This window comes from Pseudomonas agronomica (assembly GCF_025917275.1).
Lineage (GTDB): Bacteria > Pseudomonadota > Gammaproteobacteria > Pseudomonadales > Pseudomonadaceae > Aquipseudomonas > Aquipseudomonas agronomica.
The window spans coordinates 14386-33220 of the sequence record NZ_JAOSHO010000017.1; the positions used below are offsets into that span (position 1 = coordinate 14386).

General features: G+C 60.8%; 11 protein-coding genes and 1 riboswitch. Of the genes, 5 read left to right on the forward strand and 6 right to left on the reverse strand.

What is annotated here, in order from left to right; all coding sequences use genetic code 11:
- Window positions 1-21 precede the first annotated feature (21 nt).
- The 4 genes from OC610_RS03180 to OC610_RS03195 form a co-directional block, all read right to left on the reverse strand.
- A complete protein-coding gene (locus OC610_RS03180; protein WP_264426472.1) occupies window positions 22-2481 on the reverse strand; it encodes an autotransporter outer membrane beta-barrel domain-containing protein in 2460 nt (819 codons plus the stop codon).
- 255 nt (window positions 2482-2736) lie between these two features.
- Window positions 2737-5757: a hypothetical protein gene (locus OC610_RS03185; RefSeq protein ID WP_264426473.1), complete on the reverse strand. Its 3021-nt coding sequence runs from the start codon at window positions 5755-5757 to the stop codon at window positions 2737-2739.
- Window positions 5758-5902: 145 nt separating this feature from the next.
- A complete protein-coding gene (locus OC610_RS03190) occupies window positions 5903-7081 on the reverse strand; it encodes a pyridoxal phosphate-dependent aminotransferase (protein WP_264426475.1) in 1179 nt (392 codons plus the stop codon).
- 40 nt (window positions 7082-7121) lie between these two features.
- Entirely contained in the window at window positions 7122-8747 is a 1626-nt protein-coding gene (locus tag OC610_RS03195; protein WP_264426476.1) for a methyl-accepting chemotaxis protein, read from the reverse strand.
- Between the two features lie 164 nt (window positions 8748-8911).
- Window positions 8912-9132, forward strand: a riboswitch (cobalamin riboswitch).
- 98 nt (window positions 9133-9230) lie between these two features.
- Between OC610_RS03195 and OC610_RS03200 the strand changes: the two genes are divergently transcribed.
- From OC610_RS03200 to cobM, 4 genes are all read left to right on the forward strand, one after another.
- Window positions 9231-9419 (forward strand): CbtB domain-containing protein, encoded by a 189-nt coding sequence (locus tag OC610_RS03200; protein ID WP_181290684.1) that lies wholly within the window; start codon window positions 9231-9233, stop codon window positions 9417-9419.
- 11 nt (window positions 9420-9430) lie between these two features.
- Window positions 9431-10126 carry a CbtA family protein gene (locus OC610_RS03205; protein WP_264426477.1) on the forward strand — a complete coding sequence of 232 codons (696 nt, stop codon included), beginning with the start codon at window positions 9431-9433 and terminating at the stop codon, window positions 10124-10126.
- Window positions 10123-10527 carry a cobalamin biosynthesis protein gene (locus OC610_RS03210; protein WP_264426478.1) on the forward strand — a complete coding sequence of 135 codons (405 nt, stop codon included), beginning with the start codon at window positions 10123-10125 and terminating at the stop codon, window positions 10525-10527. Before OC610_RS03205 ends, OC610_RS03210 begins: the two co-directional genes overlap by 4 nt.
- 67 nt (window positions 10528-10594) lie before the next feature.
- The gene (gene cobM, locus OC610_RS03215; protein WP_264426479.1) at window positions 10595-11341 is read left to right on the forward strand and encodes a precorrin-4 C(11)-methyltransferase; all 747 of its coding nucleotides are present in this window, start codon (window positions 10595-10597) and stop codon (window positions 11339-11341) included.
- 597 nt (window positions 11342-11938) lie between these two features.
- Here cobM and nfuA read toward each other — a convergent pair.
- Together nfuA and OC610_RS03225 are read right to left on the reverse strand one after the other, a co-directional pair.
- Window positions 11939-12523 (reverse strand): Fe-S biogenesis protein NfuA, encoded by a 585-nt coding sequence (gene nfuA, locus OC610_RS03220; RefSeq protein ID WP_003182850.1) that lies wholly within the window; start codon window positions 12521-12523, stop codon window positions 11939-11941.
- Window positions 12524-12639: 116 nt separating this feature from the next.
- Window positions 12640-14931, reverse strand: a complete 2292-nt coding sequence (locus tag OC610_RS03225) for a fatty acid cis/trans isomerase (RefSeq protein WP_264426481.1) — start codon at window positions 14929-14931, stop codon at window positions 12640-12642.
- Window positions 14932-15087: 156 nt separating this feature from the next.
- On the opposite strand from OC610_RS03225, the gene metH reads away from it, so the two are divergent.
- Window positions 15088-18798 carry a methionine synthase gene (gene metH, locus OC610_RS03230; protein WP_264426482.1) on the forward strand — a complete coding sequence of 1237 codons (3711 nt, stop codon included), beginning with the start codon at window positions 15088-15090 and terminating at the stop codon, window positions 18796-18798.
- The last annotated feature ends 37 nt before the right edge of the window (window positions 18799-18835 follow it).

Genomic DNA, 18835 nt, shown 5'->3' on the forward strand with positions numbered 1-18835 from the left:
GCCTAGGCTTCCCCTTTTTTATTAGAACTTGTAATGGGCCCCGAAATTGAAACCATAATCCTTGGTGAGGTTGTCACCTTTGCTGGTATCGAACTCGCCATGGACCTGCCAGCGATCATTCAATGTCCAAGAGGCGCCCGCCGCAACTTCGAACCGGGTACCGGACAGGTCGTTGTTGAATTTATTATCGTTGACTCGCACCTCGTTGTGCTTGGCAAACTCCTGGACAACGGCGGTACGAATATGCGGTTGAAGTACGCTGCCATTATCCAGCTTCATACCGCGTCCCATGTTCACACCCACCTTGCCGAGCATTGAACGAGTGGTGTCGGCATCAGCCTTTAGACCGTTATCGAGGCTGAAGTCCTTGCCCTGTATTGTAGCCACCTGCCACTGGGTAAACGGCTCGATGTAATAGCCGTCCTTGAAGTCGATATGCTTACCAAACTCGACGGATGCACTGGCCCCCAGGTTGTTGTAACCGCCCTTGGTCCTGGCGCCGTCACTCATCGTGACCTTGGCATCATTGTGGAAATGGTTGAGCTTGGCCACGGTATCCAGGTAATAACCGCTGTCTCCCAGCCACGTGCCGTACATACCGAGAGAAGTACTGTCAATCTCACCGGAGCTACCGCGGCTCAAGTCCAGGTTCGACTTGCTATACCCGGCGAACACACCCAGCAAAACTCGTTCGCCTGCGATTTGCACCGGGGTATCCACACCCAGGGAAATCCCATGCTGATTCTGGCTATAACCATTGCCATAAGCTTTGTTGGTGACGCTGTATCGACCGCCGAACGAACGCATCCAACCACCCGTCTGACCTCCATTGACGCGCAGATCACCCATGCGGGTATTCAACAGCGCCATTTCCCCATAGATCACCGTCGGCGCGGTGCCGAAGATCGCCATGACTGAACGGGTCGGATTGCTTATGACGTCCTTGTCGGGTTGCAAGTACCAATCATCACCTTGCTTGACCAGGCGGTAAGTGTATGCCCCGACATCCACCCGGTCGTTGACCAGATCGTATTGAGCACCTGAAGCGACACTCTGTACCACCTTGATCGACGCGTCGCTGACAGGATCAAGCCCGGTACTGGCTACCAGCAGCTGATGATTGCCGGACGCACTGCCGGTGATGTTCAAAAGATCGCTGATGCCCTGCCTGAAATCCGTACCCAGCTCGAATCGGCCATTGCCCGCCAGGTTGGCAACGTCCAGCTGGAAGTATTGCTGGTTGCTCCCCAACCGAACCGTCCCCCCGCCGGCGAGCGTGAGGTTACTCACCGACTGGCTCTCGGTCATCTGCCACAGCGCCTGGTTGCTGATGGCAAAGTTGGTGACATTGGTGACTTTGCCCGTCAGGCTGGCACCGTTGTCCAACGCCAGGCTCGAAGCGCTGTTGGCCGCGCCAGAGACATCGCCGACCATCACGCTCCGGTTGTTGATGGAAACCGTGGCGACGCCCTGCAAATTGCCCGTCAGCGTGGAAGCGTTGTTGATCACGACGCTTGAAGCGCCCAGTACATTGCCGGTCATGCTCGCCTGGTTGTTGAGGGTCGCACTGGTGACATTCTGCATATCACCGGTCAATGAGGCAGCATTCTGCAGGGTCACGTTGCCCGTGCCGCCTGCATCGACCACGATATTGCCTGTCAGCGCGCTGTTATCGACAAGAAGCACGGCCGACGCTCCATCGCGCACTTCGACCACTGTACCGTTCCCCCCTATCAAGGTTGAACCGTTGCGCACCTCGATGTTTGCCACGGTTGGAAAAGTCGAGTTATTGAATCCCACGACAATCGCCGAACCGGTCTTGCCCTCTACCCGAGTACTGTCCAGCACAATAGACGAAGGGGTGACCCCGGTTTGCGCTGTATCGGTGCCTACGATCAATCCATTCAGGCCACCGGTAATCGTGCTGCCACTGGCGGATAACGTACCTTCCAGAAGACGTATCCCGAAACTGTTGGCCCCCGTGCCCTCCACCGTGGAGTTGTGCACGGTCAGATTGCTGAAGCGGTTACCGGCTATCCCCCCCGTCAGACCTCGCACCGTACTGTTATTACTCACTGTCACCTTCGAACCGCCAACTGTGTTCAAGTCTCGTGCAGCCTGGATGCCAATCCCATCGGTACTGGTGACGGTAGAGTTGTCCAGCGCAGCGTTGGCGTTGACGAGCCTGATGCCGTTAACGAACGGACCTGTTCCGGTGGCGTTGACCGTCGAGTTGGTCAAGTTGACTGTGCCACCTGCGCTACTGACGATTCCTTCCGTGGTGGCGCCCACGCCCGTCAAGGTAGCCCCGGTCTCGAGGGTCCATGTTTCCACTGGGCTGTTGCGATCGATCGGTTGGTTTTGTCCAGCGGGAACCGTGCCGGCCTGTACCTGGGATGGATTGATCACCAACGGGATAAATAACATCACCGAAAGGCTGAGCGTTGTTTTGCGATAGGAAAAAACAGACCTGGGCGACATAAATGAGTCCTACTCGATTACGTTCTCGCGAGAACGAAAGATCGACTCGTTATATGCGCGAGCCGAGATAAAAAGCGGTCGCTAGCCTACGGCCCACCCGTTCGAGCCGATGTAGGATAAATCTGTAAATGCGTGCGGCTTTTTCCGTTTTACTGTGGGATCTGCAACTTCTGGACAATTGAAATTTTACTTCAACAGCTAAAGACGGCATTGCCCGTCGTCTTTAGCTGTTCCTGGTTAAAGCGACCGTCAAGGTTATGGGCGCTCCTCTTCGCAATACACCAGGCTGGAGTTCAGCAGCGCCACGGGGACGATGACCTCCGCTGGAATACCACCTGCGGTATAAGCGATACGAGCATATCGAGTAGGGGGTCGTTGTCCGGCCACCGTGCTCGGCAGTTGAATGGCCCTGATTTTGTCGTAATCGGTCAGTCTGAACTCCAGATCACCCGTGGCGGGCATCGACCCCGTCATGGTGATGAGGGTACCGGGTATAGCCGCGCCCCCCGCTTGGTTGGTCACTCGTCCTTCAAATTCCAGGTTCACCGTCGCACCGGTGGGGATATTGGTATCCCGCCGGATCCGGATTCGCAATTGACGGGGCTGATAGGGCGGCTTCGGACCGTCCGGCGCAACAGGGTGGTCGAGGCTCGGGCAGTTGATGCTGGTAGCGATTCGCTCCGGCACCAGGTTCCCTGTTGGTCCCCGGAAGGCGGAGATGATGACCTGAGGCACCGGCAGGTTAATGATGATGGCGGTCACATCCACCTTCGTGGTCGGCGTCTGTATCATCCCGTTGTCGCTACCAGGGTATTCGATGGTGATATAGGCTTCCCTGGCGTCTCCGCCCGCCGCGGTACCATTACCCTCGGCCAGAATCGTTTCCCACGGCAACGGTGTGCGAACGGTCGTATCGCCTACCCGCACCGGCACGGGATTACCCACTTGTTTGCCCTGATAGAAGAACTTGACGATTTCACGTCCCGTGACAGGTCGGCTCGCGTCCACCCAGACAGGCCATTCCATTTCCGCATCCAAGCCTGCCTGGGCAGGCCCAAGTGTATTAGGCGCTGGCAGAGGGTTGCCGCCGCCCTGTACAACTACCGGATCGATGTTGGGGTTTTCCGGGTCCGGCAGGTTAGGCTGTTCCGGTCCGGCATAAGCGAAATCGATAACGGCGAACTGCTGAGGTGTCGATACCGGGTTGGGTGTGATCGTCGACCGCTCCAACTCATAATAATATTCCAGCTCGGTTTCGCTATCCTTGTTCGGGTCTCCAAACAGGGTGGCCAAAGTTGGGTAATCGAGTTCGAATTTTAACGGCCCAGGCGTGCCGACTGGAGGTATTGACTGTTCCGGCAAGGCGATCGGCCCGTCTTCAGTTGAAAAGAGATAGGGAATGATCCGATCCCCGGGAATTGAATGAAGCGGGTGATCGATTTCCATGATCACCGTGCTAGGCGTGGTAGCTACCATATTGAAAGTAATGGGTACGGCACCACCGTTGGTAATAGGAATCCTGGGAACAGCCAGTATCGGTTTCGGCGTCTTGACTCTGTTGAACATCAAGGTAATGGCTGCGTTGTTACTAATATTGCCCGGCAGGTCAGTAAGATTATAGGAATAATAATGCATCCCCTCATTCAGGGCCTCGAGAAAACCCAAAGGGATGCTGATAATTCCATTAGCCGGCACCGGCCCGCTGTACGCGGGTGTTTCCGCCTGCATCAGACTAAAGGTGGTCTGGGTCGAAATGTAGAAATTGACCTTGTCGTTATCCGCCTCGAATTTTGTATAGGCGTGAGGGATGGTCAACTGTAAGCCACCCGCATTGGCGGGATCGACCAGCCAGGCATCATCGATCGTGGCTGGAAACGCAGCTCCCAATGTCAATGTCAATGGCCGCGCCTTGGCTCCACTGGGGCCTGGCTGCCGTTGATAAGGCGCTGTCAGATCCGCCAGCGCTTCAGTAAAGGGACCCGAAGTGTCCTCATTGCCAAATACGTCATAAATAACGAAGGCCAACTCGTATGCCTTATATGCCCCGGTGCTTTCAAATTCGTCCACCAATTTGCCATCCGTGGACACTGGAAAGCTGATCGGGAATGTCCAGGTGTCATTGGGCTGATCCGTTCGAAGTTTTGTCGCTACGAGAAAAGTAGGGTCCCTCGGAATGAGCGATTCACCTTTCGGAAATAAATAAAGCTCTACTTCCACCCCCCCATCACCCGTCGCCTCTTCAATACGTGCCAGCTGCACTACAATGGACTTATCCACCACGAGCTGCTGATAAGTAAGCCGGTTGTCCGGCAGCTGACCGACAATAGATGGCGGTTCAGCCAATATTCCACCCGATTTTACTTGCATGTTCATTCTCACAAACTCCATCGACAAGTTGTTTATTGAATTACCCACATCTGCAAAGGCAGGCTTGCTACTATTCGTTGCATCCAGCCCCGTAGCGCCCGGACCGCAGGGAAGCGCCTGCCCCGGAACGATTCGATCAATCTTCACCAAGGCGGGCGGTGACTTTCCCAATGCGCTGCCATTTCGATACAAGGTATAACTGGCCAAGGCTGAAGCATTTCTTTCCATGGGCTTTATGTGCTGTTCGTACTTGTCACTTTCCAAGACCAGATCGAATCCCTGGACAGACGAGGCCTCTTCTTGAGTCAGAAACTTCGTCACTCGCACTGCTGTTCCGGCAATTGGACCGATCCCATTAAGACTGGCATAACCCTCCCAGCTCAACGCGCATTCGTCATCCTTGGCGAACCGCCCAGGTTGAGCTGGCACATGTATGAGCACACGCTCCCATAACTTGGGTTGCGAAGAACAATTGAGATACCCCCACAGTGTGGCGCTGGGAAAACCTGGTTCAGCCAAGTTCACCGGCGTGGGTCTCATTACATGAAAGGTCTGGGGAGACGACGTATCTTCATTTCCAGTGTCTCCCTGCGTCACACGATACTTGAGAACGACATCCCCCTCTTGTTGAAGGTATTGAGCGTCCAACAAGACAAATGCAGGAAACACCACTGGAACAGGAAAATAATTACTATAAATCAACACTTCAATTGGCGACCCGGGTGTAACGACCCAGACCTCCAGCAGATCACTATTGCCGGGTTGTTGAGAAGGTGCCGCCCATTCCGGAATTAACAACTTGGCCCCTTGGATGGAAGCCTCCGGCGGAAATACATTGTCAGCGCCAACCCCTTCAATACTAAGAGGTCTCGCCAAGATACCGATATCATTTCCATCGAAAGAGGACATGCATGACACTCCAGACCGGCACTTAACAGCCTGGAGAAATTAAGCGCGGATTCGACCGTCGCGCCTACTGTCAGATCTGACAGGTAAACCCACCGTTCGTCGGGTCGGTCACCTCAACCGCAGAAGGCTACTGCTCAAAACCCGCCTACCGTTTCAGTGAATCCACAGCGCATCGGGCAATCCGTTGGCAGGCCTCCCTGAGCGAGCCTTGGCCGACCACCAACCCAATCCGAATATGCCCCGCCGCACTCGGTCCAAACGCCTCCCCCGCCAGCACCGACACGCCGTATCCGTCCAGCAGCCGCTCGGCAAACGCCTGGGCCGCCAGGCCGGTCTCGCATACGTCGACCATGACGAACATGCCGCCATCGGGTCGTACAGGTTTGAGCCCCGGACACTTCGCAAGCGCCTCGCATACCAGATCCCGACGTTGGCGATATTCCTCGCGCATCCGCGCCACTTCAGGCAAGTCTTGATCGAGGGCAACCTGGGCGGCGCGCTGGACGAAATCCGGCAAGCCAAACAGCATGCACAGGGACAGGTTGGAGAGGTGTTCGGCAAGGGGTTCGGGACCGATGGCCCAGCCGATGCGCCAGCCGGTCATGGCGTGGGACTTGGACAGGCTGTTGATGGTCACGGTGCGCTCGGCCATGCCCGGCAGCCCGGCAGGGCTGATGTGTGCGCCTTCGTAGAGCAAGTCGCTGTAGACCTCGTCGCTGATCAGCCAGAGGTCATGGTCGATGCACAGGTGCGCGAGTGCTTGCCAGGTCGGCAGCGCCAGGCTGGCGCCGGAGGGGTTGTTCGGGCTGTTGAGGAGCATGGCGCGGGTGCGTGGGGTGATCAGCCGGGCGACGTCGTTCGGCTGGACCCGGAAGTCGTTTTCGGGACTCACCGCCACGGGGACCACTTTCGCTCCGCACGCGCCGAAGACCGCTTCGTAGGTGACGTACATCGGCTCGGCGACGATCACCTCGTCGCCGGGATCGAGCAGGCACTGCGCGACCGCGTAAACGGCACATTGCGCGCCGGGCAGCACGGTCACATGCCCGGCGCCCACCGGTTGGCCGCAGCGCTGTTGATGGCGCCGGGCGATGCTCGCGCGCAACGAGTGCAGGCCTCGCGTATCCGAGTAGTGAGTATCGCCGGCCCGCAAGCTGGCGACAGCGGCCTCGACGATGGCGGGCGGCGTATCGAAATCCGGGTCGCCCACCGAGAGCAACAGGACTTCCCTGCCCTCCTCGCGCATGGCCAGCGCCCGGTCATGGATTTCCCAGGCGGCGGCGCCGTCACCGGTGATGCGTTGGGTCAAGGCTGAAAAGCGCATGGAATCTCCTGTGAGCGCGGTGTCCAGCCTCAACCCTATCTCAAATCACGAAACGCGCCACCGTCGCATTCAACCCCACCGCCAGGCGCGACAGTTCATGGGTAGCGTCGCTGGTCTGCTGCGCGCCACTGGCCGATTGGGTGGCCAGGTCGCGGATGTTCATCAGGTTGCGGTCCACTTCGCGCGAGACTTGGGCCTGTTCTTCGGACGCGCTGGCGATGACCAGGTTGCGCTCGTTGATCTGGTGGATCGACTGAGTGATTTGCTCCAGCGCCACACCGGCGGCCCGGGCCAGTTCCAGGGTGCTTTGGGTGCGCTGGTTGCTTTGCTGCATCGACTGCACGGCCTGGCCGGTGCCGTTCTGGATGCCGGCGACCATTTTTTCGATTTCCTGGGTTGATTGCGCAGTGCGATGGGCCAAGGCCCGGACTTCATCGGCCACCACCGCGAAACCCCGCCCCGCCTCGCCGGCACGGGCGGCTTCGATGGCGGCGTTGAGCGCCAGCAGGTTGGTCTGTTCGGCGATGGCGCGGATCACGTCCAGCACTTTGCCAATGTCGCGGCCCTGGATGGCCAAGCCTTCAATCATCGAGGCGGTGGCCTGCACGTCATGGGTCATGGTCTGGATCGCGTCGACGGTTTCCACTACCCGTGTGCGCCCCTCCTGGGCGGCCTGGGTCGACTGGTTCGACGCCTCGGAAGTCGACACGGCGTTGCGGGCGACCTCTTCGACGGCGGCGGTCATCTCATTGACGGCGGTGGCCGCCTGCTCGATTTCATTGTGCTGTTGTTGCAAACCGCGCGAGGATTCCTGGGTGACGGCGCTCAGCTCTTCGGCGGCGGCGCCCAGCTGGGTGGCGGAGCCGGCGATCTGCTCGATGGTCTGGCGCAAGCTGCCCTGCATCGCGCCGAGGGCCTGGAGCAACCGGGCGGGTTCGTCCTTGCCATCATCGGTAATGACAGTGACCAGATTGCCTCCGGCAATGGTCCGTGCTGCTTCGAGGGCCCGGTTCAAAGGCGCAACGATGCTGCGCGTCAGCAGCAAGGCCAGCAGCACGGTGGCGAGCGCGGCGATGACCGAGACGACGAGGATGCCGGTGATGGCGCTGTTGTAATAGTTGCCGGCCTGGTCCGACGCTTCATGCCCCTCCGCCACGCTCATTGCAATGAGCTTGTTGAGTTGCTCGCCCATCTGGTCGGTGCCTTCCTTGATTCGTGTGTTGATGAGGCCACGCAGCGCGTCGGCTTTGTCCTGTCGGGACAGATCGAGCATTTCCTTCTGGGCCTGGAGGTAGTTTTCCAGGGTTTTCGAAAAGGCGCTGTACAGCTCGGCTTCATCTGGCGCGGCGGGCAGCGCCGCATAGGCCGCATTCGCCTTGTTGAGTTTTTCCACCAGCACGCCGATGCGGGTCTCGGCTTCGCTGAGGCTGGCCGGGTCGCGGTTGACCAGGATGCGAAATGAAAGAATGCGCATGCGCAGCACGTTTTCAAGGACATTGGCCAGGTAACCGACGGCGGGTAACTGGGTCTGCTCCATGTCCACCGACGCCTGGCGAATGACGGACATGCGATTGGCGGCGAACACGCCGAGCACAACGACCAATAGAGCAATGACTGCAAAGCCGAGAAAGGCTCGGGGGGCGATGTTCAAGCTACGTAGGGACATGGGAAGGCCTCGGTGGTGGGTCGAGCGTCCATGCCGCCAGCGTATCGATTGGGATAATTATGTGTACGCCTACCGGGTTATCGGCTGGACTTGAGGCTTTTTGCAGGAGGACGATGAAATATATTCCCGTCGTGTTCAATTGACGCCCCGCCCTCACCCATGGTCTCCTGTGCGCCAGTTTGGGTGCCCTTCACAGGGTGAAACGGGAAACCGGTGATTCGTGTGCTTTACTTCAAGGCCACGTCAGTCCGGTGCTGCCCCCGCAACGGTAAGCGAGCGAAGCGTCGAATCCACTGTGCATGCGCATGGGAAGGTGACGCTTGCAGGCACGGCCAAGGCCTTGCCCCTCGTGAGCCCGGAGACCGGCCCATGACTCATTGACAACAAACCCGCGGTGGGCGGGCGCTGTTCGAATCCCGGCGAACCTTCGCCCGGGCTTTCGTTGCGCTCGATCCACCCGCTGACAGACCAGAGGGAAGCGCCATGTCGACCATCAGCAGCACCGCCCGCACCACCAGCACCACCGTTACCCTCAGCCAGCGCCTGGGCGCGGCGGTCCTCGCCTCGATTCTCGGCGCGGGCCTGGTCTATTTCGCCGGTTTTTCCCACATCGAAGCAGTGCACAACGCAGCCCATGACACACGTCATAGCGCCGCGTTCCCGTGCCACTGAGTGCTGCCGACATGATCAAGCGTATCGCGCAGACCGCTGGTTTCAGCGGGTTACTGGCTGCCCTGCTGCTGACCCTGCTGCAGAGTTTCTGGGTGTCGCCGTTGATTCTTCAGGCGGAAACCTTTGAAAAAGCCCCGGCGACCGAAGTCCATGAACACGCTGGCGGGATGGCCCACAGCCACGACGCCGAAGCCTGGGAGCCGGAAGACGGCTGGCAGCGCGTGCTGTCCACGACGGGCGGCAACCTGGTGGTCGCGGTGGGTTTCGCGCTGATGCTGGCGGGCCTGTACACCTTGCGCGCGCCGACCCGTACGTCCCAGGGTTTGCTTTGGGGCCTGGCCGGCTACGCCACCTTCGTCCTCGCACCCACCCTCGGCCTGCCACCGGAACTGCCTGGCACGGCGGCGGCTGACCTGGCCCAGCGGCAGATGTGGTGGATCGGCACGGCAGCGTCCACGGCGGTGGGTATCGCACTGATGGTCTTCGGTCGGCATTGGCTGTTGAAAGTGCTAGGCCTTGCCACCTTGCTGATGCCTCACGTTATCGGCGCACCGCAGCCGGACGTGCATTCCATGTTGGCCCCCGAGGCGCTGGAAACTGAATTCAAACTCGCCTCGCAATTGACCAACGTTGCGTTCTGGCTGGCCTTGGGCCTGATCAGCGCCTGGCTGTTTCGCCGTGGCGCCCAAGCCCACCACGACGCATGAGCAGCGGGCCGTTCCTGGTGGTCGGCCTCGGCTGCCAGCGCGGTTGCCCGGCCAGCACGTTGCGGGCATTGCTTGACCAGACCTTGCAGGCCCATGGCATTGCGCTCGATCAGGTACGGGCATTCGCCAGTATCGATCTCAAGCGTGACGAGCCGGGACTGTTGGAACTGGCGGGGCAATTGTCGTTGCCGCTGACGTGTTTCAGTGCCAAGGAGCTGGCTGGCCATGAAGCACGGCTCAGCCATCTGTCCGAGATCGCCTTCGAGCGTACCGGTTGCTACGGCATCGCCGAAAGCGCTGCCCTGGCCCTGGCCGACCGATTGGGTGCCTCCCCCGCGAGCTTGCTGGTTACCCGCCAGAAGGCTGCACAAGCCACGCTGGCATTGGCGGTCACGTCGTAACACTCGATAATCGCCGCTGGAATCATGAGCGCTGCTCATGCACCCCCACTTCAACAGGAAACCGGTCATGACCGTCTTCTTCATCGGCGCCGGCCCCGGCGATCCGGAACTGATCACCGTCAAGGGCCAGCGGCTGATTCGCAGTTGCGCCGTGATTATCTATGCCGGCTCCCTGGTGCCGACAGCCGTGCTGGATGGTCACTGCGCCGAACAGGTCATCAACAGCGCCGAGCTGCACTTGGAACAGATTATCGAGCTGATCAAGACCGCCCACCTCAAGGGCCAGGATGTGGCCCGGGTGCACTCCGGCGACCCGAGCCTTTATGGCGCCATCGGCGAGCAGATCCGTTGCCTGCGCGAGCTGGACATTCCTTTCGAAATCATCCCCGGCGTAACCGCCACGTCAGCCTGCGCCGCCTTGCTCGGTGCCGAGCTGACGTTGCCTGACGTGTCCCAAAGCGTGATCCTGACCCGCTACGCGGACAAAACCGCCATGCCCACGGGAGAAGAGCTGGCCAGCCTGGCGCAACACGGGGCGACCATGGCGATCCACTTGGGGGTCAACCACCTGGAAAAAATAGTCGACGAGCTACTGCCCCACTACGGCGCGGATTGTCCGATTGCAGTGATTCACCGGGCGACGTGGCCGGATCAGGATTGGGTGGTGGGGACGCTGGGGGATATTGCCGCAAAGGTACAGGCCAAGGGCTTCAGGCGTACGGCGTTGATCCTGGTGGGGAGGGTGTTGGGCAATGATGTGTTCAGCGAATCATCGCTGTACCGCGCCGGGCATGCGCACCTCTACCGGCCCTGACCTGTTGGCGCTCCCACATTGATTAGCGATGCCGACGGGAATCGCGATCACACCCGGATCCCTTGTGGGAGCGAGCTTGCTCGCGAAAGCGGTGGGTCAGCCAGCGATGATGTTGGATGGGCTGGCCCCTTCGCGGGTAAACCCGCTCCCACATTGACTGGCGGTGCCGACAGGAATCGCGACCATTACCCGGATTCCTTGTGGGAGCGAGCCTGCTCGCGAAAGCGGTGGGTCAGCCAGCGATGATGTTGGATGGGCTGGCCCCTTCGCGGGTAAACCCGCTCCCACATTGACTGGCGGTGCCGACAGGAATCGCGACCATTACCCGGATTCCTTGTGGGAGCGAGCCTGCTCGCGAAAGCGGTGGGTCAGCCAGCGATGATGTTGGATGGGCTGGCCCCTTCGCGGGTAAACCCGCTCCCACAGGAATCGCAGAAGCTGTCGTGGCGAGGGAGCTTGCTCCCGCTGGACCGCGAAGCGGTCCCCAGGCGACTCACGCGTCCATCACGGAAGACGCGCGGGTTGCCTTGCGATTGCTACGCAATCGAGCGGGAGCAAGCTCCCTCGCCACAGTGTTTTGCGCGCAGCGAACACCTATCAGTAGTAGGCGTTTTCTTTCTGCGTGTGGTCGGTCACGTCGCGCACGCCCTTGAGTTCCGGGATGCGTTCGAGCAGCGTGCGCTCGATGCCTTCCTTCAAGGTGACGTCGGCCTGGCCGCAGCCCTGGCAGCCGCCGCCGAACTGGAGCACGGCGATGCCGTCTTCCACCACGTCGATCAACGAAACCTGGCCGCCGTGGCTGGCCAGCCCCGGGTTGATCTCGGTTTGCAGGTAATAGTTGATGCGCTCGTTAACCGGACTGTCGGCGTTGACCATCGGCACTTTCGCATTCGGTGCCTTGATGGTCAGTTGCCCGCCCATGCGGTCAGTGGCGTAGTCAACCACCGCATCGTCCAGGAAAGCTTCGCTGAACGAGTCGATGTACGCGGTGAAGCTCTTGAGCCCCAGCGCGGTGTCTTCGGGTTTTTCTTCCCCCGGCTTGCAGTAGGCAATGCAGGTTTCAGCGTACTGGGTGCCGGGCTGGGTGATGAAGATGCGGATCCCGATACCTGGGGTGTTCTGCTTGGACAGCAGGTCGGCCAGGTAATCGTGGGCGGCATCGGTGATGGTAATGGCGGTCATGGAAACTCCTCGCAGGCTTGCCGGCAGTTTACGCCAATCATCGCGCCGGACAAAGTCCTAGTACTTTTGTCAGGAAAGCACCCGACGATGCAAGGGCGCATCGTCGAGCGCTTCGCTCAGAGATTCTGGTAGCGGTTCATGTCCAGCACACCCGCTTCCACGGGATCGGTTTCCTGGATGTATCGGCTCAGGTCGTGGAAATACTGCCAGAACTGCGGGTGACTGCGCCTTATCCCCCAGCGCTCGACGATCCGCTCGAACGCCGCCGCATCCGACGCGCTTTCCATGGCATCGACGAACGCCGGCACTTGCCCGGCGGGGATGTTGAAAATGAAATTGGGATAGCTGCTGAGCACCCCCGGGTACACCGTCAGCGTGTCCAGCCCCGGCTGGTAGCGCATCTCCTCGCCCAGCAGGAACGCCACGTTGCTGTGGGCGCGGTTGCGCAGCAGGCTATAGACCTCACGGTGACCGCTGGCGGTTTCGACGCGCAGCATTGTCGCTTCCGGCAATTGGTCGATGACCTTGAGGCCCGCCGCCGGGCGCGACACCAAGCGACTTAACGCTTGCTCGGCGTTCTGCAGCGTCGGGTCGATGTTCGGGCGCGAGCAGTAGGCGCCTTCGCAGCGGTTGATCGGATCGGGACGGGCATTCAGCTCACCGTAGCGGGCCAACAACTGCTGGGCGAAGTCGCCCTTGGGGTCCTTCTCGTCGAGCTTGAGCGCCGTCGACTTGTCGTCGTCGATGGCCTCGTAATCGAGCCACATCTTGAATTTGCCGCCGGCCTGGTACCAGTCGTCGAGGTAACCCTCGCGGGAATCAGCCGTCATCAGGCGCAGGAAGTTCTGCTCCGCGCCGTTGCGGATCAGGTCGAAATACAGCCGGGTCTGGGCCTGGTGGGACACGTTGCCGAACACATCGAAATTCACCGCCAGTTGATAATAGGTGCGCTCCAGCAGCGGAAAGTCGAACAGCCACATCGTCTGCGGCACCTCCCCTATCAGCCCTTTGGTGACCGACGCACTGTCGAAATGCCGGAAAATGCTCAACAGCGCGTTGTCATTGCCCGCCCACAGCGTCGACCAGCTCGGCGCAGGCAGTTCGGCGTAACTGTCGCGGCGCAGCGCTTCGTACTTGTTGCGTTTGTCCCGGTAGTCGAGCCACAGGCTGACGACGCTGCCCACGTCATCGTTCTGCCCCGGCATCGCCAACAGCGGCGTGGCTTGGCCGCGATAGTTCGGGTCGGTGATGTAGAGGTCGTGCTCGGGCGCCTGGAACAGCGCCCAGAAGTTATCGCGGATCACGTCCGTGGCGATCTGGCCCCGGCACACCGGACCGCGGATAAACGTGCGCACGAAATACTCGGCGTTATCGAGCATGAACTGGTATCGGGCCTGGGCCGGGATCGCTTCGAACGTGGAAAACGGGTTGGCCCGGCGCTCCGGCCCATAACCCGGCAATGCGCTGACCTGCCAGTTGCCGCTGTAGAACAGGCTTTTGATCCGCGCCATTTTCGCCGCGCTCAAGCCGTAGGTGATGTGGGTCTTGTGCACGATCACCCCTTGCACCGGCCAGAGCCGGTAAAAGATGCGGGTGCCGGGGTCGTCATTCGGACGGCGGGTGTTGATCAGGTCGATCGGCTGGCCAGTGGGCGTGCGCGAACGCACCCATTGGAAGAAATGCCCCGGCTCGCCGCCCTTGAAATAGAGGTGCGCCAGGAACCAGTGCTCGAACAACCAGCGCCCCACCAGGCTTTCCCGGGCGCCGGGCGCGTTGAGCAGGTTTTCCCACTGCACCACTTGCAAGGCCTCGGCGGCGCTGGGCGCCAAGGCCTGCTGATCAATCGGGGCGCCCGCGGCCAGCCAGCGCTGGAGCGTCTGGTACTGCTGGTCGGTCAAGCCAGTGACTGCCAGCGGCATGCCTTCCCTGCGATGAGTGGCCGCGTATTCGTTGAATTGCTCCGGCATCGGGCAACTGTTGTCACGGCCCAAGCCCAGCATGATGTCTTCCGGCAATTTGGCGTTGGGCTGCAAGGGCGCGCGGTGTCCGAGCTCCAGCATGCGCGCCATCAACGCGGCCTGGCTGCCCTGGGCATCGATCACCGAATAAAAACCCTTGCGCCGCCAGGCTCGCTGGCCTGAGGCGTCATAGAACAACCGGGTCGGGTCGGCGGCCTGGCGTCGCTCGCCGTCGTAGACCGGCACTTTGCTCGCGCCCCGCAGCGCGCCTTCGCCGCTGCCCAGGTTCAACTGGCAGGCGGAGTCGTAGCAGGCGTGGCAAGCCACGCATTTTTCCGTGAAGATCGGCTGGATGTCGCGGGTGTAGGAAATCGCGGGAGCGGGATTCCCGGCGGCTGCGGTAAAAGACAACAGCAGCAACAGACTGCCGAATAAGACGCGGTACGGCATGTCTCGGATCCCTAAGCGATAATCCGGCGATTCTACCGGGCCAGCATCGCCTTGCAAACATGAGCGATATTCATGCAAAAGCCCACCATGATCAAATCCTGCACAGGTTTGCTATCATTCCAGCCTTCGTAATGGTCTTTATTTCCAGGTAGTCCTATGTCCGATCGCAGCGCTCGCCTCTATCTTCTCCAGCAAGCCCTCAAGGAACGCATCCTGATCCTCGACGGCGGCATGGGCACGATGATCCAGAGCTACAAGCTTGAAGAACAGGACTACCGTGGCAAGCGCTTCGCCGACTGGCCAAGCGACGTCAAGGGCAACAACGACTTGCTGGTGCTGACCCGTCCCGACGTGATCGGCGCCATCGAGAAGGCCTACCTGGATGCCGGCGCCGACATCCTGGAAACCAACACTTTCAACGCCACCCAAGTGTCCCAGGCCGACTACGGCATGCAGGGCCTGGCCTACGAGCTGAACCTGGAAGGCGCGCGCCTGGCCCGCAAGGTGGCCGACGCCAAGACCCTGGAAACCCCGGACAAGCCGCGCTTCGTCGCCGGCGTGCTCGGCCCGACCAGCCGCACCTGCTCGCTGTCGCCGGATGTGAACAACCCCGGCTATCGCAACGTGACCTTCGACGAACTGGTGGAGAACTACACCGAGGCCACCAAGGGCCTGATCGAAGGCGGCGCCGACCTGATCCTCATCGAAACCATTTTCGACACCCTCAACGCCAAGGCCGCGATCTTTGCCGTGCAAGGCGTCTACGAAGAACTGGGCGTCGAGCTGCCGATCATGATTTCCGGCACCATCACCGACGCTTCCGGCCGTACCCTCTCGGGCCAGACCACCGAAGCGTTCTGGAACTCGGTGGCCCATGCCAAGCCGATCTCGGTCGGCCTGAACTGCGCCCTCGGTGCCAGCGAACTGCGCCCGTATCTGGAAGAACTGTCGAACAAGGCCAGCACCCACGTATCGGCCCACCCCAACGCCGGCCTGCCCAACGAATTCGGCGAATACGACGAACTGCCGGTGGACACCGCCAAGGTCATCGAGGAATTCGCCCAGAGCGGCTTCCTGAACATCGTCGGCGGCTGCTGCGGCACCACCCCGGCGCACATCGAAGCCATCGCCAAGGCCGTGGCCGGCTATGCGCCGCGGCAGATTCCGGACATCCCACGGGCCTGCCGCCTGTCGGGCCTGGAACCGTTCACCATCGATCGCAACTCGCTGTTCGTCAACGTCGGTGAGCGGACCAACATCACCGGTTCCGCCAAGTTCGCCCGGCTGATCCGCGAGGACAACTACACCGAAGCCCTGGAAGTGGCCCTGCAACAGGTCGAAGCTGGCGCCCAGGTGATCGACATCAACATGGACGAGGGCATGCTCGATTCGAAGAAGGCCATGGTGACCTTCCTCAACCTGATCGCCGGCGAACCCGACATCTCCCGGGTGCCGATCATGATCGACTCCTCCAAGTGGGAAGTGATCGAGGCCGGCCTCAAGTGCATCCAGGGCAAGGGCATCGTCAACTCCATCAGCATGAAGGAAGGCGTCGAGCAGTTCATCCATCACGCCAAGCTGTGCAAGCGCTACGGCGCCGCCGTGGTGGTGATGGCGTTCGACGAAGCCGGCCAGGCCGACACCGAGGCGCGCAAGAAGGAAATCTGCAAGCGCTCCTACGACATCCTGGTCAATGAAGTCGGCTTCCCGCCGGAAGACATCATCTTCGACCCGAACATCTTCGCCGTCGCCACCGGCATCGAAGAGCACAACAACTATGCCGTGGACTTCATCAACGCCTGCGCCTACATCCGCGACGAGCTGCCGTATGCGCTGACCTCCGGCGGCGTGTCCAACGTGTCCTTCTCGTTCCGCGGCAACAACCCGGTGCGCGAGGCGATCCACTCGGTGTTCCTGCTGTACGCGATCCGCGCGGGCCTGACCATGGGCATCGTCAACGCCGGCCAACTGGAAATCTACGACCAGATCCCGGTGGAACTGCGCGACGCCGTGGAGGATGTGATCCTCAACCGCACCCCCGAGGGCACCGACGCCCTGCTCGCCATCGCCGACAAATACAAGGGCGACGGCAGCGTCAAGGAAGCGGAAACCGAAGAGTGGCGCGGCTGGGAAGTGAACAAGCGCCTGGAGCATGCGCTGGTCAAGGGCATCACCACCCATATCGTCGAGGACACCGAGGAATCGCGGCTGTCGTTCGCCCGTCCGATCGAGGTCATTGAAGGCCCGCTGATGGCCGGCATGAACATCGTTGGCGACCTGTTTGGCGCCGGCAAGATGTTCCTGCCCCAGGTGGTCAAGTCCGCCCGCGTGATGAAACAGGCGGTGGCGCACCTGATCCCGTTCATCGAGGCGGAAAAAGGCGACAAGCCGGAAGCCAAGGGCAAGATCCTCATGGCGACGGTCAAGGGCGACGTCCACGACATCGGCAAGAACATCGTCGGCGTCGTGCTCGGGTGCAACGGCTATGACATCGTCGACCTGGGCGTGATGGTACCGGCGGAGAAGATCCTGCAGGTGGCCAAGGAGCAGAAGTGCGACATCATCGGCCTGTCCGGCCTGATCACTCCGTCCCTGGACGAAATGGTGCACGTGGCGCGGGAGATGCAGCGCCAGGACTTCCACCTGCCGCTGATGATCGGCGGCGCCACGACGTCCAAGGCCCATACGGCGGTAAAGATCGAGCCCAAGTACAGCAACGACGCGGTGATCTACGTCACCGACGCCTCCCGCGCCGTGGGCGTGGCGACCCAGTTGCTGTCCAAGGAACTCAAGCCGGCGTTCGTCGAGAAAACCCGCCAGGACTACATCGACGTGCGCGAGCGCACCTCCAACCGCAGCGCCCGCACCGAGCGCCTGAGCTACCCGGCGGCCGTAGCGAAGAAGCCGCAGTTCGACTGGAGCAGCTACCAGCCGGTCAAGCCAACCTTCACCGGCGCACGGGTGCTGGACGACATCGACCTGAACGTGCTGGCCGAATACATCGACTGGACGCCGTTCTTCATTTCCTGGGACCTGGCCGGCAAGTATCCGCGCATCCTCACCGATGAAGTGGTCGGCGAAGCGGCCACTGCGCTGTACGCCGATGCCCGGGCGATGCTGCGCAAGCTGATCGACGAAAAACTCATCCGCGCCCGCGCCGTGTTCGGCTTCTGGCCGGCCAACCAGGTGCATGACGACGACCTGGAGGTCTATGGCGACGACGGCAAGCCGCTGGCGCGCCTGCACCACCTGCGCCAGCAGATCATCAAGACCGACGGCAAGCCGAACTTCTCCCTGGCCGACTTCGTCGCGCCGAAGGACAGCGGCATCACCGATTACGTCGGCGGCTTCATCACCACCGCCGGCATCGGCGCCGAAGAAGTCGCCAAGGCCTACCAGGAAGCCGGCGACGACTACAACTCGATCATGGTCAAGGCCCTGGCCGACCGTTTGGCCGAAGCCTGCGCCGAATGGCTGCACCAGCAAGTGCGCAAGGAACATTGGGGCTACGCCAAGGACGAGAGCCTGGACAACGAGGCGCTGATCAAGGAGCAATACACCGGCATCCGCCCTGCCCCCGGCTACCCGGCCTGCCCGGACCACACCGAGAAAGCCACGCTGTTCCGCCTGCTCGACCCCGAGGCCAGTGAAATGAAAGCCGGGCGCAGCGGTGTGTTCCTTACCGAGCACTACGCGATGTTCCCGGCGGCGGCGGTCAGCGGTTGGTACTTCGCCCATCCCCAGGCGCAATACTTCGCCGTGGGCAAGATCGACAAGGACCAGGTCCAGAGCTACACCGCGCGCAAGGGCCAGGATTTGAGCGTGACCGAGCGTTGGTTGGCGCCTAACCTGGGTTACGACAACTAAACATCATTCGCCTCAAAGATCGCAGGCTTCGCCAGCT

What these genes read in the sequence shown, in the direction of transcription:
- OC610_RS03180 (WP_264426472.1), bottom strand. Translation starts at nt 2,481, where the DNA reads ATGTCGCCCAGGTCTGTTTTTTCCTATCGCAAAACAACGCTCAGCCTT.
- OC610_RS03185 (WP_264426473.1), bottom strand. Translation starts at nt 5,757, where the DNA reads ATGTCCTCTTTCGATGGAAATGATATCGGTATCTTGGCGAGACCTCTT.
- OC610_RS03190 (WP_264426475.1), bottom strand. Translation starts at nt 7,081, where the DNA reads ATGCGCTTTTCAGCCTTGACCCAACGCATCACCGGTGACGGCGCCGCC.
- OC610_RS03195 (WP_264426476.1), bottom strand. Translation starts at nt 8,747, where the DNA reads ATGTCCCTACGTAGCTTGAACATCGCCCCCCGAGCCTTTCTCGGCTTT.
- OC610_RS03200 (WP_181290684.1), top strand. Translation starts at nt 9,231, where the DNA reads ATGTCGACCATCAGCAGCACCGCCCGCACCACCAGCACCACCGTTACC.
- OC610_RS03205 (WP_264426477.1), top strand. Translation starts at nt 9,431, where the DNA reads ATGATCAAGCGTATCGCGCAGACCGCTGGTTTCAGCGGGTTACTGGCT.
- OC610_RS03210 (WP_264426478.1), top strand. Translation starts at nt 10,123, where the DNA reads ATGAGCAGCGGGCCGTTCCTGGTGGTCGGCCTCGGCTGCCAGCGCGGT.
- cobM (WP_264426479.1), top strand. Translation starts at nt 10,595, where the DNA reads ATGACCGTCTTCTTCATCGGCGCCGGCCCCGGCGATCCGGAACTGATC.
- nfuA (WP_003182850.1), bottom strand. Translation starts at nt 12,523, where the DNA reads ATGACCGCCATTACCATCACCGATGCCGCCCACGATTACCTGGCCGAC.
- OC610_RS03225 (WP_264426481.1), bottom strand. Translation starts at nt 14,931, where the DNA reads ATGCCGTACCGCGTCTTATTCGGCAGTCTGTTGCTGCTGTTGTCTTTT.
- metH (WP_264426482.1), top strand. Translation starts at nt 15,088, where the DNA reads ATGTCCGATCGCAGCGCTCGCCTCTATCTTCTCCAGCAAGCCCTCAAG.